A 16,305-nucleotide genomic window follows, 5' to 3' on the forward strand; every position below is an offset into this window, starting at 1 on the left:
TTGAAGTCGTCTACAACCGTCGACGCCGACATTCCGCACTCGGTATGGTCAGCCCCGTCGACTTTGAGAACCAAATTGGTCTAATCACTAGCAGAAAAGGAATAGCTGCCTAACCACTAGGTAGCTCCACTACGTGTCCACGATTTGCGGGTAACCCCACCGACTTTGCCCCTTCGGGAGACAAGACAGTTCTTGTATCGTTCGGAAAGCATTCGTCGCTGCCGGGGTGAAGTGGCGGTTCCATACGCGGCCGTGATGTGCACCTGTGTTTCGCAGAACGGTGAGTTGTTCGCACCATCGAGCGAGGGGATCTTGGTTGTAGTAGCTCTTCTTCTGCTTAGAGTTCAATCGATCGACGTCGCCAAAGAAACCGAAACTGTGTGCAATACTCCGCTGATCATCAAGAGTGAGGCCATCAAAGAGGATGGAAATATCGGAAAAATCAAGGACATCAGCAAGAACCCAGAATGGGTAATCCCCGTAGTTGACACTGTAGTGAGCCACAGCGCGGTTACGTTTTCGCTCGCGATCCACACGCTTCTCAGCAGTCTCTAGCCAGTCTTGATGCCGGAAATCCTCACGAAAGATACCTGGATCTTTGTAAGATAAGGCTCCTTTCGCGACGAGTAGTTCGCCGATCCGTGCACGTAGCGCAACCTCAATCCGCTCAATCCCATCGTAAATAAGTGTGCGCATTTTACGGTCGAATTCGTAGAGAGCGACTATTTCTTCGAACTTCGTGCCTCGCACAAAGCTGTCGGCGCGTTGCGGCTGTTTGGGGTCTTCAGGCTCTGGGAGAATCCGGTAGGCGTACCAATACCCGGACAGCCTGTAGTAAGAGACGCTAGACAGCCACTGCCTTGCTAGGGATTCGTTGAGCTCCATCCCTCGTGAGCGCATGAGGGCAATCTGCACTTCAACCGTGGTGGGATTTTTGATCTTCTTCATCGGGTTTTCATGCCTCGAAAGAAATCCAGCCCGTCTCCAACCTGATGGTCGAAGCGGGCTGAACGATTACCTAAATAATGCCACGGCCCCAGCGCGTTGGGTGGCCTCATTTGGCTACAGGAGCATGACGGCTAGATCGAGAAAAACAAAGACCGGCCCTGGGCTCCCACCAAAATGGGTAGCGGTACCGGTCATGTTGGTATTCAGGCTAGGCGATGACACCTAGCTGTGCAACGGTGAGGGCTCGACAAGCCACTCGATAATGTTTTTGTGTTGGATCCCGTCGCGGCTCATGTCGAACTGGTCCATGCTCAGCACGGTTTTCGGGAAGTTGTCGGTAACCCCGCGAAAGGCACCGAACTCGCGGTCGACGGTGTTTTGGCTGCCGAGCAGGTAACTCACCTGGAAGTACTCAGTGTCGGAACCTTTGCGGGCGATGAAGTCAATCTCGCGCGCGCCGGCTCTTCCGACACTTACCTCGTACCCGCGCGCAAGCAGCTCCACGCACACGATGTTTTCGAGGGTCAGCTCAATGTCGGCCTGGTTCGAAAGGCCGAGCGTTTCACGAAAACCGTGATCCACCGCATAGTACTTCTCAGTTGCCCGAAGCCTCGCCTTCCCCGCAATGTCAAAGCGCGGAACCCGATAAATCAAGAAAGCGTTCACGCAAAACTCAAGGTAGTTCAACACGGTATCAACCGAAACGGTGCGCCCCTCGCTTTTGAAAAAACGCACCAGTGACTGCGCCGAGAAGGTTTTTCCAATATTTGCGAAGCAGTAACCGACGATGCGGTGAAAAATGTCGACGTCGCGGATCTGGTGATACTCAATCACGTCTTTGAGCACAACCGAGTTGTACACCGAGTCAAGGTAGTCGAGCGAGGGTTCCCGGTCGAGGTTGAAGTATTTCAACGCCGGGAAACCGCCGAACTGCACAAAGTGCTGGAAGTGTTCGCTCAGTGTGCGGTCGCTTTGGCGGTGCAGCTCGACAAATTCCGCAAACGAAAACGGTTGGATCAAGAACTCAACGTAGCGACCGGCAAGATGTGTGGCGAGATCACCGGAAAGCATGCGCGAATTCGACCCGGTGACATAGATATCTGCGTCATAGTCGACGCGGATCGCGTTGATGGCTTTCTCCCAGTCGGCGACCTGCTGAATTTCGTCAAAGAAGAAATACGCGCGGGTGTTTTTGTTGAGGTTTTCGGCTTCGATGCGCCGTAGCAGCGCCGCTGCGTCTGTGATGTGAAGCCCGTCAGCGGACTCAAAATTCATCGCAAACACTTGTGGATCAGCGCTGCCCGCGCGAATCACTTCTTGCAGCTGCTGCAGAATCGTAGATTTGCCGCAGCGACGCACACCGGTGAGCACCTTCACGAGGGGTTTGTCGATAAAGGGCTGGATCCGCGAAAAGTATCTCGGGCGTTCAATGATTCTGTCCACCACAAACCTCCCTGTCTTGTCGAGTATAGTCGACAAGCTGCTACTTTGCGGAGGTTTTGTCGATCATAGTCGACAAGAATCGCGCTGGCTCGGGCACAAAACAGCGCACCGCGGGAAGGTTGCCGGCGTGTGCCAGCGTCCAACCCGCGGTGCGCTATTCGGACGGTGCGGCCCGAATCGAGCCGCTGAGCCCTCGAGCCGTTAAGCCCTTGAGCCTAGAAGTCCCAGTCGTCGTCGGTGGTGTCTTCGCCCTTACCGATGATGTAGCTCGATCCTGATCCACTGAAGAAGTCGTGGTTTTCGTTGCTGCCAGGTGACAGCGCCGCGAGAATCTCAGGGTTCACTTCGGTCTCTTCAGCGGTAAACCGCGACGGGTAACCGAGGTTCATCAGCGCCTTGTTCGCGTTGTAACGCACGAACACGGCAACGTCGTCCATCAGGCCGAGCGGCTCGTACAGCTCACCCGAGTACTGCAGCTCAAGCTCGTAGAGCTCTTCCAGCAGGTCGAAGGTGAACTTGCGCATCTCTTCCTGACGCTCTTTGCTCTGCGTCTCGAGTCCGCGCTGGTACTTGTAACCAGAGTAGTAACCATGCACTGCCTTGTCACGCAGAATCAGGCGGATCATGTCTGCGGTGTTCGTCAGCGTCGCGTGCACCGAGAAGTGCAGCGGCAGGTAGAACCCTGCGTACAGCAGCAGCGACGACAGCAGCGTCGAAGACACTTTACGCTTGAGCGGATCATCGCCGTAGTAGTGGTGCAGCACCTTCTTGCAGCGTTCCTGCAGCAGATCGTTGGCAACTGCCCAGCGGTAGGCGTCGTCGATTTCCGGGGTGCTCGTCAGCGTTGAGAACACCGAGGAGTACGAGCGGGCGTGCACCGACTGCATGAACGCAATGTTGGTGTAGACGGCCTCTTCGTGTTCGGTGCGGGAGTCTTGGATCTGCACGATCTCACCGACAGTTGCCTGCACGGTGTCGAGCATGGTCAGACCGGTGAAGACGCGCATCGTGAGGGTGCGCTCTTCCTGGGTCATTTTCTGCCACGCGGGGATGTCGTTTGACAGCGGCACCTTCTCTGGCAGCCAGAAGTTCGCGGTCAGACGGTTCCACACCTCGAGGTCTTTGTCGTCGGTGACGCGGTTCCAGTTAATGGGGCGCAGCCGCGCTGCCGGGTCGTGGCGGTACGACGGCGGGGTGACCGAGATCTCTTGCAGCGGGCGGTCGGTGTTCAACGGATCAGTCATAGTTCAATAAAGCTCTTTCACTAGTGGTGTCTGGTGGTCAGTGCGCGGAGTGCGCGGACGGCGCGCGGTGCGCCCGCGCGCGCAGCACGGGCGCGAACGCGACTACAGCGCGCAGGAAACGCAGCCTTCGATCTCGGTTCCCTCGAGCGCGGGCTGGCGCAGGCGGATGTAGTACAGCGTCTTGATGCCCTTGCGCCACGCGTAGATCTGCGCGCGGTTGATGTCGCGAGTGGTCGCCTCGTCTTTAAAGAATAGCGTGAGCGACAGACCCTGATCCACGTGCTTGGTCGCAGCAGCGTAGGTGTCGATGATCTTCTCGGCGCCGATTTCGTAGGCGTCTTCGAAGAACTCGAGGTTGTCGTTTGTCATGTGCGGAGCCGGGTAGTACACGCGGCCGAGCTTGCCCTCTTTACGAATCTCAATCTTCGAGGCGATCGGGTGGATCGAAGCCGTCGAGTTGTTCACGTAGCTAATCGACCCGGTCGGTGGCACCGCCTGCAGGTACGCGTTGTAGATACCGTGTTCGCGGATCGACTCGCGCAGCTGTTCCCAGTCCGCAACCGTCGGCAGCGCAACTCCAGCCTCGGCGAAGAGCTCACGCACCCGCGCGGTTTCTGGCACCCACTCCTCGGCCGTGTAACGGTCGAAGTAGCTGCCGTCAGCGTAGTCGCTCTTCTCGAAGCCCGCGAAGGTCGCACCGCGGTCAATCGCCAGCTGGTTCGAAGCGCGCAGCGCGTGGTAGGTCACCGTGCGGAAGTACGCGTCGGTGAAGTCAATTCCCTCTTCGCTGCCGTAGTGGATGCGCTGCGAAGCGAGGTAGCCGTGCAGGTTCATCTGGCCGAGGCCGATGGCGTGTGACGCACGGTTACCCTCGGCAATTGACGGCACCGCCTGAATGTCGGTCTGATCCGACACACTCGTCAGCGCCCGCACCGCAATCTCAACGGTTGCGCCGAAGTCCGGGCTGGCCATTGCCTGCGCAATGTTCAGCGAGCCGAGGTTGCACGAAATGTCGTGACCGATCGTCTCGTACCCGATTGCGGCGTCGTACTCAGAGGCGGTGTTCACCTGCAGAATCTCCGAGCACAGGTTCGACATGTTGATGTGCCCCTCGAGCGGGTTCGCACGGTTCACAGTGTCTTCGAACAGCACGTACGGGTAGCCCGACTCGAACTGCAGCTCAGCGAGGGTCTTGAAGAACTCGCGCGCGCTGATCGTGGTCTTGCGGATCCGCGGGTTCGCGACGAACTCGTCGTAGCGCTCGGTGATTGACTGATCCGAAAGCGGAATACCGGTTTCGCGAAGCACATCGTAGGGGCTAAACAGGTGCATATCTTTGTTCTGCTTAGCCAGTTCGAAGGTCACATCCGGAATCACAACCCCAACCGACAGGGTCTTAATGCGGATCTTCTCGTCAGCGTTTTCACGCTTCGTGTCGAGGAACCGCATAATGTCGGGGTGGTGCGCGTGCAGGTACGCAGCGCCTGCGCCCTGGCGAGCGCCGAGCTGGTTCGCGTAGCTGAAGCTGTCTTCGAGGATCTTCATCACGGGAACAACACCGGAAGCCTGGTTCTCGACCTGCTTAATCGGGGCACCCGCCTCGCGGAGGTTTGACAGCAGCAGCGCCACACCGCCGCCGCGCTTGGACAGCTGCAGCGCAGAGTTAACGCTGCGGCCAATCGATTCGAGATTGTCTTCAACGCGCAGCAGGAAGCACGACACGAGCTCGCCGCGCTGTTTCTTACCCGCGTTCAAGAACGTCGGAGTTGCCGGCTGGAAACGGCCCGAGAGGATCTCGGTGACCGTCTTCGAAGCCAGTTCCTCGTCACCCTGACCGAGGAACAGCGCCGTGGCAACAACTCGCTGCTCGAAGTTTTCGAGGAAGAGGCTGCCGTCGAAGGTTTTCAGCGCGTAGGAGGTGAAGAACTTAAACGCACCGAGGAAGGTCTGGAACTTGTGCCCGAAAGCGTCGGCCTGTTCGTGGAGGCGCTCGACGAAGTCCTTGTCGTAGGCGCGCAGGTATTCGGCTTCGTAGTACTCGTTTTCGATCAGCCACTCCAGGCGTTCCCACACCGAAGCGAACTGCTTCGTGTTCGGGATGACCTGCTGGTTCAGGTAGGCCTCCGCCGCTTCGTGATCCTTGTCAAACTGGATCGACCCGTCCGCCGCAAACAGGTTCAGCTGGGCGTTGAGCGCGTGGTAGTCCTTCCGCTCGCCGACCCCGCCAACCCGTGCAGTGTTGGGGGTGGTTGTTTCTGATGGTGTGGCGATCGTCATGCGACGTCCTCCTCATTTGCTTCTGCTTCTAATGTGTTCTGTCGTGCCCAAAATTCGTCTAAACCAGCCTTGACTCGAGCAACGTCGCGGTTGGTGCCAAGAAGTTCAAAGCGGTACAGCTCAGGAACTTTGCACTTGGCTGAGATGATCGGTCCTGCGATGCAGTAGTGCTCACCGAAGTTGGTGTTCCCCGCGGTAATCACGCCGCGGATCAGCGCGCGGTTTGCAGGATCGTTCAGGAACGTAATCACCTGCCGCGGCACCGCCCCGGCCTGCGCTCCGCCGCCGTAGGTCGGAACCACGAGCACGTAGGGCCTGGTCACTCGGATCATTCCCTCTGTGCGCGGTCGGAGTGGGATCCGCACCGCCGGGCGCTCGAGCTTCTCGACGAAGCGGAGGGTGTTCTCCGAAACACTCGAGAAAAACACCAGGTCAGGTGAATCTTGCCCCTCGAGCACTCGCACCTCCGCGACGCTTCGTGTTCGGCCTTCCCTGCGTTCACTCATCAGCATGTTCTCCTCTCAGCATTTGCACCTCAGCAATCCCACCCCTACATCTAGTCCTGACCCACATTGCGGGCACCACATATAGTGGTTAGCACGAATAATCTCACAAATCTACGACACGCCGAAGTACAGACTACGTCATACCGAACCTGGAGTGCTCTAGGTTTTTAGGTCCAGGTGACTTGAGTGCTGTCCATTGATGCCCTGCCTGTGGGTGGGGAGAATGGATGAATGGTGAAGAAATTCAGCAAGCATACTCCCGAGCAGATTGTTCGTAAGCTCGATAGGGCGCGGGAATTGAAGGAATCGGGATCAACTACAGCTCAGATCCTGACCACGTTGGGGATTAGCGAAGCCACGTTGAACAGGTGGCAGGCTACCTATGGGGCGATGACCAAGAGCGAGGCGAAAGAGCTCCAGCGCCTGCGCGAGGAAAACACGCGCCTCAAACGCCTCCTAGGTCAGGCAGAGCTGGAAAAGGCTGCGTGGAAAGAATTGTCGGAGGGAAACTTCTAAGCCCAGCTCGCCGCCATGATGCCGTCTGGCATCTGGTCGGGCTGGGCTACTCCCAAAGACTTGCCTGCCAGATTGTTGGGCTCTCTCGCAGTGCTTACCGGCGCGCTAGGACCCGCGAGAACAAGCCGGATAAGTACGCGGACCTACGGGCGTGGATGCACGACTTCGTTAAGGATCATCGCCGGTGGGGACACCGGCGCGCCTGGAGAAACGCCCTCGCCGAAGGGTACGGGATATGCCGCGAGACTTTCCGCAGGATCTGGCGTGAAGAGGGCTTGCGTGTCTTGCCTAGGAAGAAGCTCAAGCGTCTAGCTGCCGATACCCATCGTGATGTTCCTGCCGGCCAGTACCCGAACAACGTGTGGGCGTTGGACTTCCAGTTCGATTCAACCTGGCACGGCAAGACAATCAAAATCTGTAACATTATCGATGAATACACCCGCGAACACCTCGCCTTCACGGTCGACAAGAACATTAACGCGGTCTCGGTGACCGAACTCCTTGACGTGGCTTGTCTGGAGCACGACGGGCGCCCGCGGGTGATCCGGATGGATAACGGGCCCGAGTTCATCGCTCATGCGCTCCAGGAGTGGGCAGCCGAGGGTGAGACAATCCAGGCATTCATCCCACCAGGCCAGCCCTGGCATAACGGGTTCGTTGAGTCTTTCCATAACCGGATGAGAGACGAACTCTTGGAGGACAACAGTATCGAGAATCTCGAGCATGCCCGCCTACTCGTGGCCCAATGGTCATCACGTTACAATAACTTCCATCCGCATTCCTCACTCGGCTACCTCAGCCCACGGAAATACGCGGAACAATGGAAACAAGAAAACACGGTCAACACTTAAACCGAGTGGGCCTAATTCTTAGGCCACTCCACTCGACGCCCCAGGCATAAGGGCGTTGGTATTCAGGGATGACAAACTCGTAGTCTCCATCATTAAGTAGCCTGCCGACGCTTATTTCCTTTGCATCGAGCTGCCTATTTTCGCCAGTCATTACTTGCCCCTAAGTCGTCGGTTGGATGGCATTCTCTCAAATTGCTCATGGATTGCGGAGTGAACCAGTCAGGCGGCCAAATCGTAGCTCGCGCGCGTTTGTATCCGTCGTGGAATGAAAGTTTCAAGTATGAGGTCTTTGTCGCTGGGGTCCAGCATCTCGACCATCATGTTGCAGACGTTGCGGGGGGTGAAGAACTCTCCTCGGTCCCCGCGAAGGTTCGAACCTACGACCTCTTCATACGCCTTACCCTTGACGTCCACATCGGAGTCAAGCAACGAGAACATCTGAAGCTGCGTGACAATGTATGCCAGAACCTTAGGGTCGAGTTCGATTTGCTCGACTGGTTTGAAAATCTGAGGGTACTGAGTCTTGACGTTCTCGAATAGCTTCCCGATCCGCGAGGAGCACCGCATCAGGCCAGTCATGTTCTGACGTTCCTTAGGTGTTGCGTAAAACTGCGGCGAGCTGGAATCACGTTCATCCTGGATCTTGCAAAATATGAGCTTCAGCAGCTCCCAGAACGCCTCCGGCTTTTGCATCCCCTGATTACCAGCGATATAGCTGTGAGCCCTCCGGAAAGCAAACAGCAAAGAGTCCGATGCAGCCGGGCGCAGTTGGTCGAAACGCGGCGTGCCCGCCTCAGCACTGTCACCACAGTGGGGAATGTCAGGGATCTCAACGGAGACCCGCTGGCCAGACGTCCCCGTTTCAAAGGCGTAGCTCGCCATATCCTCACCGTTGGTCCACATGCCGACTTCGACGTTCGGACATGCGGCCATGTAGCTGAGCATCTGTTCGACACCGTCCTTCTTCATTGAGGGACGGACCTTGGCGCTCTTGCACTCAATGATGAGCCAGGCAGTTGATTGGGTCTGCTCTGACGCCCGAAGGTCGGGCGGGAACACCACGATGTCGACGCGGACCCGTCGACTACCGAACTTGATCGGGAATTCGACCCGAATGTCGCGTTTGTCGTACCCGTACTCGCGCACGAGCGACTTGAGGATCTCCTGACGGACATACTCCTCGGGCGTGTCCTGCCTCAACGTGGCGCCGTCGATGAAGTCGAGCACTTTGCCGGGCGGGACAATCGCAAACCCGCCATGCGGCGCATCGCTCTGGACAACTGGGCGGCTCACCTTCTACCGCCAGACGTTAGTCCTGATCGAAACTCGACCACGTCTCCGTCTTGCATAACGTAATCCTTGCCCTCCATGCGCACCTTGCCGCGGGCCTTCGCTTCTTGCATGGAACCGGCGTCGTCGAGCTCGTCGAAGGAAACGATTTCGGCCTTGATGAAGCCACGCTCGAAGTCGGTGTGAATCACACCTGCGGCTTGGGGCGCAGTCCAGCCCTTGTGGATGGTCCAGGCACGCGATTCCTTGGGTCCAGCCGTGAGGTAGGACTGCAGGTTGAGGGTGTCGTAGCCGACCCGGGCGAGCTGGTCGAGGCCGGATTCCTCCTGGCCCGTCGAGGCGAGCATCTCCGCGGCTTCGTCGGCCTCGAGCTCGATGAGTTCGCTCTCAAACTTCGCGTCGAGGAAGATCGCCTCCGCGGGGGCGACAGCCTTGCGCAGTTCCTCCTGCATCGCGTTATCCGCGAGCCCCTCTTCGTCCGTGTTGAACACGTAGATGAACGGCTTGGCAGTCATGAGCTGCAGTTCTTTGAGGAGCGACACGTCGATCCCGGCACCGTCGGCCCCCTGGAAGAGGGTGCTCCCGGATTCGAGGAGCTCTTTTGCTTTGAGCACCTCGGGAAGGATCGCGGCATCGATGACCTTGCGCTTCGTGTCTTTCTCGAGGCGCGGAAGGGCGTTATCGATCGTCTGGAGGTCGGCGAGGATGAGCTCGGTCGAAATCGTCTCCATGTCGCCCGCGGGAGTCTCAGAGCCGGGAACGCGCGTGACGTCGGGGTCGCTGAAAGCGCGGGTGACTTGGCAAATCGCATCGGCCTCACGGATATTTGCGAGGAACTTGTTGCCAAGGCCTTCACCTTCGCTCGCGCCCTTCACGATGCCGGCGATATCCACGAAGCTCACGGTCGCGGGGAGGATCTTCTCGCTCCCGAAGATCTCTGCGAGCCGCGCGAGGCGGGGATCCGGAAGCGGCACCACACCGACGTTCGGGTCGATCGTCGCGAACGGATAGTTCGCCGCGAGCACCTCCGCACGGGTGAGCGCGTTGAACAGGGTCGATTTACCAACGTTGGGCAGGCCAACGATTCCAATTGTCAAAGCCACGCCCCTCATTCTAGGGGCAGGGCCCGACGCTTGCCCTCCTCAGGGCGTGCCGCACTTTAAATGTCTCACCCCCGTGGTGAGGTAGAAGTATGAACTTTTCGACTCTTGTGACCGTTCTCCTTCCGTTGCTCATCGGGGCTGCTCTCGGAGCAGCGGTCATGTGGATCCTCATGCGCGAGCGGGTTCGTGCTGCTGAAGCCAAGGCCTCGGCGAACGGAACCGACATCGAAGCACTTGCCGCACGCGCGGTTAACGCCTCGAGCACGCAACTGCTGCAGCTCGCTTCGGAACGCTTCGATCGCGATTCGGCTCGGCGCGAAGCAGTCGATGCGGCACGCTCGGAGCAGCTTGCCCGCACGCTCTCCCCCATTTCGGAAACCCTCACGAGTTTGGAGCGCTCGGTTGCGCGCACGGAGGCGGCCCGGCAAAAGGCCGATGGTGACCTGGCTTCGCAGTTGAAGAATCTCTCGGAGCGCACACGCGATCTGGGCATGGGGGCGAACGCCCTCGTCACCGCCCTCAAAGCCCCCACGAGCCGAGGCCAGTGGGGAGAGGTGCAGCTGCGACGCATCGTCGAGGCTGCGGGCATGCTCGAGCACACGGACTTCACCGAACAGCTCAGCGGGAAAAACGTGAGCGGAGAGAAGAACCAGCGCCCCGATCTCGTCGTTCATTTGAGCCACGGGCGCACGATCGTCGTGGACGCAAAGGCTCCCATGGACGCTTACCTGCGTGCTGCCCAAGCCACGGAGAAAAACGAACGGGCGAAATACCTCGCGGACCACGCGCGAGCATTGCGATCGCACGTCACGCACCTCAGCTCGAAGTCGTACTGGGCCTCGCTCGGCGACTCCCCCGAATTCGTGGTGCTGTTTGTGCCGAGCGACGGTCTTCTCGCGGGCGCGCTCGAGGCGGATCCAGGGCTGCTCGATGGTGCCTTCACGCTCGATGTTGTGATCGCCTCTCCCGCCACCCTCATGGCACTTCTTCGAACCGTCGCCCACACGTGGCGCACGGACGCACTGAACCAGGACGCCCTCCGCGTTCTCGAGGCAGGTCGCGAGGTGCATAAGAGGCTCGGCACTCTTGGCGGGCACCTTGCGAAACTCGGCCGTTCGCTCGATTCGTCGGTGCGGGCGTTCAACAACGCGGTGGGCTCGTACGAGGCGCGAGTGGTGCCCGCGGCGCGCTCGATGGAAGAGCTTCACATCGTCGGTGGCGCCCTCGAAGGAGTCGAACCAGTGACGCAGCTCGCACGCGATATCGATCCGTCAAACCTGAATGCCTAATCTCCACTCGTACACGGCGCGTACAGCCAACAGCCCCCATTTCTTCACCAATCCGTTAAACGCCAAGAGCAACGTTGAGGAGCTTCCCCGAAACTCCCAACAGGCACTTAGCGAAAGTGAAGGGTATGACTCCTCAGTCGCGCGGCACGCGCCGCACTCCTGCCATTTACTCCAAATCCCTCGCCGCAGCGGCACTCGGCTTCACTCTTGTCGCGAGCCCCGCAATCGTCCCCGCCGGCATCGCCCCTTCAACGATGAACGCCGCCCAGGCAGCTCCGGCGAGCACCTGGCCGCTCGTCGTCACCGAGATCGCACCGAACAACGCAGGCGACGACCACTACGAATTCGTCGAGGTCACTAACACGACCGACAAACCCCTCACGATCGGTGAGGGCGGCTACTCGCTCGCCTACATCTACGAGGACAGCACTAACACCGCGAAGGACGTCGCCCTCGCATCCGAGAAGCCGATCGAACTGGCCGCCGGGGAGACCGTGACCCTGTGGCTGAGCTACACGAGCGATGACGGCAAGGTCGATTCGGCCGCGCATACCGTCGAAGAGTTCCGCACGCAGTGGGGCATGGATCCGAACGCGCGCGTCGAGCGCATCACCGGCCAAACGGGTATGGCGAACGGCGGCAACCGCGGCATTCGCGTTCTCGACTCGAACGGCGCCGAAGTCTCGCGCTCGTTCTACCCGAAAGGCTCGGTCGCTGAGGACAAGTCCGCACAGTTCCGCACCCCTGCCGATTCGAGCGTGAAGAGTCTCGAGGTTCTCGAAGGCCCGGCTGCTCCCACCGCAGGCAAGGTCGACCCGAAGCAGCTCGAGGACCGCATTGCAGAGCCTCAGCCCGAGAAACCGGCTGAGCCCGCCCCCACCGAAGACGTCCCCGGCCCGGCGGCCGATACGACCGTCGGCCAGCTCCTCATTACCGAGCTCGTTCCCGATTCCACCAACACCGGCGAGGGCGACGGCTACGAATTCATTGAAATCTACAACCCCACTACCAAACCGATCAGCCTCGCTGACTACCAGGTCGCCTATCAATACCCCGGTGAGGGCCGGAAAATGGGCAACCAGGCTGTGTGGCCCATGGAACCTGCCGATAAGGTCGTCAAGCCCGGCGGCACGGTCATCGTATGGATCAAGAACGGCTCTAACGATGCCAAGACCGTCGAAGACTTCGCCAAGAACTACGGTGTTGACCCGAACAGCCTCACCATTGTTGAGTCCTCGGCGGGCGGTATGGCCAACGGCTCGCTTCGCGGTATGGAGATTCAGACCCGCACGGGCCACACCGTAAGCCGCGTCTTCTACAACGAAAACGGCCGCGATGACACCCAGGCGGATCAGGGCATCCACTACGCGGTCAATCCCGAAAACTTCCAGGTGAGCGAGATCGGGGAGATCTCGAAAGCAACGCCGGGTCAGGCGGCTCCCGCGAAGGTTCCCTCGAAGCTCGTGAAGCTCAACGAGGACACCGAAAAGCCAGCTCTGGTGGATCAGACCGCAAAGTCCCTCGACCCGACAAAGGACGCCCAGATCACGATCAAGGCGACCGATAACGTCCAGGTTCGTCGCCTCACCGTCTCCCTCCAGTCGAACACTGACGATAAGCCGATGGCCAAGGACCTCCTCGCGAACGAGGATGGCACCTTCACCCTCACGATCCCCCAGGCGGACCTCACGGGGAAGAAGTACTTCGAGTATTCGGTTGAGGCCTCCGACGGCACCAACATCGCCACCATTCCGCTGACTCGCGTTGAGGTCGAAGGGGCCGAGCAAGGTCCGGTTCGCCTCAACGTCTCGGAAAAGCAGTACGTGAGCGGCACGACCCGCCTCTCGGTTTCGAGCGATCACGAAAACGACACTCGCACGCTTGCCGTCGACGGGACCGAAGTCAACGCGGATATTCCCTCGCTCGAGAAGGAGCCCGTCTTCGCCATCGACGCGACGCAAACCGATGCGTTCTTCCGCAACGGCGTGCTCGTCAAGGACGAGGTCCTCACGATCTTCGACAAGGGTTTCTACGAGAACTGGGAAACCGTGACTGCCGATGTCCCGCTCAAGTACGTCACGAAGGGCGAGTCACTCCAGGTTGACGTCGCGGCGGGCACCAAGGCCAAGCCCGGCATCGACCCGAACGAAAACAACGACGACTTCAACGCCCGCAACGCACGCCTCGTCCTCCCCGACGGGCGCACCTTGCGCGCGGCCGACTACACAGACGCCGAGGGTAAGACGGTCCCGGCCAGCGATCCCACCCAGATCATTAACATGGGCGATTCGAAGGGGAAGGTCGAGATTCTCAACGCGACGTTCTCGATACCGGACGATGCGTTCACCGCGAACGCCTACCAGTGGGACACCACCAAGGTCGCTGACGGCGAGCACAAGGTGAAGGGCACGCTCGTTGGTTCGGGTTCGACGACCAGAATCGCCACTTTCGCTGCCGACTCAATCAGCGACACCTCCGAAGTGGAGACGACCGTCATCGTCGACAACACCGCCCCGGTGATCACCTCCTCGATCGCCGACGGCTCCGAGCAGCGCGGCGAGTTCACCCTGGACTTCGAGGCAACCGACGCCGGCGTCGGCGTCGCGAGCACGTCCGCAACCTTCGACGGCGAGAAGGTCGAATCCGGCACGACGTTCTCCTCGCTTACCCTCGCGGCAGGCACGCACACGCTGACGATCGTCTCGACGGACAAGCTCGGTAACGAGTCGAAGAAGACGATCACGTTCACGACGCCCGTCGAGCAACCGTCGGCCACCCTTGATACGGCGGATGGCGCGGGCCTGAACGTGTGCGTAGACGATTCGCTTTCGGCGACCGCGACCGACCCCAGCAAGGATGACCTCTCGGTCTCCTTCCGTGAGGGCTACTCGACCTCGCTTAGCGAAGGTACGCTCGCGGGCACTGCGGGAAGCGTCCACGACGCCGACCAAGCAGACCGCCAGGGCGATGCGCTCAAGGCCGGTGAGACGACAACCGCGGGTTCGGCACTTCCCTTCCACGAGTTCTCGACCGCCGTGCCCGAGGGCGCAGGCGAAGACTCGGAGATCCGCGTGAGCTGGACCGGTGCTTCCAACAAGGGACAGCGCGTGCGTCTTCTCGTGTGGAACACCGAGAAGAACAGCTGGGAAGAAGTCCAGTCGCTCCTTACGGATAGCGAATCTGGCGAGGCGAAGCTCGAAGCGATCGTCCCGCTCAAGGGTCACAACGTGGATGGCGAGATCAAGGCTCTCGTTCAGCAGGGTGTTGGATACGCCGGTGCAGACCTCTCCGATCGCACAGGAGCGGAGCCCGGCGAGCACGCCGACGACACCCCGCGTTCGGACTACGACTACACCTTCGCCGTTGAGTCGGACACCCAGTACTACAACGACGATGCGAAGATCTACCACCACCAGGTCGCGATCCACGACTACCTTCTGCGCGTGCGCGAAAAGATGAACCTTCAGTACGTGTTCCACACGGGCGACATCGTCGACAAGATCGACAATGCCGAGGGCTGGGTCCGCGCAGATGAGTCCTACAAAACGCTCGACGACGCGAAGCTCCCCTATGGCGTTCTCGCAGGCAACCACGACGTTGGCCACCACGCCAACGACTATTCGAAGTACGGCGAATACTTCGGCGAGAGCCGTTACAGCGGCAACCCGTGGTACGGCGGTAGCTACAAGGACAACCGCGGCCACTACGACCTCATCAGCGCCGGGGGCCAGGACTACATCGTCCTGTACATGGGATGGAGCCCGGGCGATGAAGAGATCGAGTGGATGAACGAGGTGCTCAAGAAGTATCCCGAGCGCATCGCCTTCATCGAGCTTCACGAGTACATGCTCACGACCGGTGGCCTCGGCCCGATCCCGCAGCGGATCTACGACGAAGTCATCGCGACCAACCCGAACGTGCGCGCGGTCATGAGCGGCCACTACCACGACGCTCACACGCGCGTGGATAAATTCGATGACAACGGCGACGGCACCCCGGACCGCACCGTGACCCAGATGCTGTTCGACTACCAGGGCCTCGCCGAGGGGGGCCTCGGCTACCTCCGCCTCATGCACTTCGACAACGAGAAGGGCCGCATGATCGTGCGCACCTACTCGCCGTCGCTCAAGGACTATGACTCGGACGATCCGAGCTTCGAGCCGATCGACCAGGAGTTCGAGGTGAGCTATGCCGACCTTGGCCTCACGCCCGAGAAGAAGACCCTCACGACCGCCGAAGCGCGCATCGACGTGCTCACGACCAAGGAATTCGGTCACAAGGACGGCGTTGCCTCCGGCGACACCGTGAGCGTCCCCGCGAGCGATCTGCCCGAGGGTGAGTTCTCGTGGTACACGCTCACGACCGACCCGTACGGCGCGAAGCACTACAGCGAGGTGCGCAACGCTTCTGTGACGAAGACCGAGTGCGGCCAGGATGGCGGCACGACAGTCGACCCGGACGGCACGGTCAAGCCCGGCGAGGGCGGCAAGCCCGGCGAGGGCGACAAGCCCGGCGAGGGCGACAAGCCCGGCGAGGGCGGCGACCCTGAAACCGGCAACACCGGCAGCGCTGGTTCTGGCAAGGGGCATCCGGACGAGGGCTCGCACGGTTCCGACGCTTCCTCCGCCACTGGCGCACAGACGCACTCGACGGGGCTCCCCCGCACGGGTGCCGAGGTGATGGGCATTCTCGCGGCGGGGCTCGTCCTCGTCGCGGGTGGCGCCGCGGTTCTCCGCTCGCGCCGCGTCTCGCGCTGATCGTCATAGACCCCGCGTGAGCGGGCGCTTCCCGAAAGGCCGGCGCTACCCGAAAGAGGGTGGCGTCGGCCCTTGTATTGT

General features: G+C 60.1%; 11 protein-coding genes. 4 read left to right on the top strand and 7 right to left on the bottom strand.

Annotation, left to right across the window (positions count from 1 at the left end):
• Positions 1–129: 129 nt before the first annotated feature.
• The 5 genes from E6X30_RS05300 to nrdI form a co-directional block, all read right to left on the bottom strand.
• Entirely contained in the window at positions 130–948 is an 819-nt protein-coding gene (locus E6X30_RS05300; RefSeq protein WP_070459966.1) for an Abi family protein, read from the bottom strand.
• Between the two features lie 222 nt (positions 949–1,170).
• Positions 1,171–2,391 (bottom strand): ATP-binding protein, encoded by a 1,221-nt coding sequence (locus tag E6X30_RS05305; RefSeq protein WP_034372399.1) that lies wholly within the window; start codon positions 2,389–2,391, stop codon positions 1,171–1,173.
• 215 nt (positions 2,392–2,606) lie between these two features.
• Complete coding sequence (gene nrdF, locus E6X30_RS05310) at positions 2,607–3,635, bottom strand: class 1b ribonucleoside-diphosphate reductase subunit beta (protein ID WP_016664111.1); 1,029 nt, start codon at positions 3,633–3,635, stop codon at positions 2,607–2,609.
• Positions 3,636–3,737: 102 nt separating this feature from the next.
• Positions 3,738–5,912, bottom strand: coding sequence for a class 1b ribonucleoside-diphosphate reductase subunit alpha (gene nrdE / locus E6X30_RS05315; protein WP_016664110.1), 2,175 nt, complete (start codon positions 5,910–5,912; stop codon positions 3,738–3,740).
• On the bottom strand, positions 5,909–6,418 hold the full coding sequence (gene nrdI / locus E6X30_RS05320) for a class Ib ribonucleoside-diphosphate reductase assembly flavoprotein NrdI (protein WP_016664109.1): 510 nt from the start codon (positions 6,416–6,418) through the stop codon (positions 5,909–5,911). The genes nrdE and nrdI overlap by 4 nt, the downstream gene beginning before the upstream one ends.
• A 231-nt stretch (positions 6,419–6,649) precedes the next feature.
• On the opposite strand from nrdI, the gene E6X30_RS05325 reads away from it, so the two are divergent.
• Positions 6,650–6,934 (top strand): transposase, encoded by a 285-nt coding sequence (locus tag E6X30_RS05325; RefSeq protein ID WP_016664108.1) that lies wholly within the window; start codon positions 6,650–6,652, stop codon positions 6,932–6,934.
• Positions 6,904–7,785, top strand: coding sequence for an IS3 family transposase (locus E6X30_RS05330; protein WP_083288026.1), 882 nt, complete (start codon positions 6,904–6,906; stop codon positions 7,783–7,785). The genes E6X30_RS05325 and E6X30_RS05330 overlap by 31 nt, the downstream gene beginning before the upstream one ends.
• A 219-nt stretch (positions 7,786–8,004) precedes the next feature.
• Here the strand turns inward: E6X30_RS05330 and E6X30_RS05335 are convergent, their stop codons facing one another.
• Both E6X30_RS05335 and ychF read right to left on the bottom strand, forming a co-directional pair.
• Positions 8,005–9,078 carry a type I restriction enzyme HsdR N-terminal domain-containing protein gene (locus E6X30_RS05335; RefSeq protein WP_016664105.1) on the bottom strand — a complete coding sequence of 358 codons (1,074 nt, stop codon included), beginning with the start codon at positions 9,076–9,078 and terminating at the stop codon, positions 8,005–8,007.
• A complete protein-coding gene (gene ychF, locus E6X30_RS05340) occupies positions 9,075–10,178 on the bottom strand; it encodes a redox-regulated ATPase YchF (RefSeq protein ID WP_034372396.1) in 1,104 nt (367 codons plus the stop codon). Before ychF ends, E6X30_RS05335 begins: the two co-directional genes overlap by 4 nt.
• Before the next feature lie 89 nt (positions 10,179–10,267).
• Here ychF and E6X30_RS05345 point away from each other — a divergent pair, with 89 nt between their 5' ends.
• Entirely contained in the window at positions 10,268–11,467 is a 1,200-nt protein-coding gene (locus E6X30_RS05345) for a DNA recombination protein RmuC (protein WP_016664103.1), read from the top strand.
• Between the two features lie 125 nt (positions 11,468–11,592).
• On the top strand, positions 11,593–16,224 hold the full coding sequence (locus E6X30_RS05350) for a lamin tail domain-containing protein (RefSeq protein WP_316335843.1): 4,632 nt from the start codon (positions 11,593–11,595) through the stop codon (positions 16,222–16,224).
• Positions 16,225–16,305: the final 81 nt, after the last annotated feature.

The organism is Dermabacter sp., from assembly GCF_032550575.1.
Taxonomy (GTDB): Bacteria; Actinomycetota; Actinomycetes; order Actinomycetales; family Dermabacteraceae; genus Dermabacter; species Dermabacter hominis.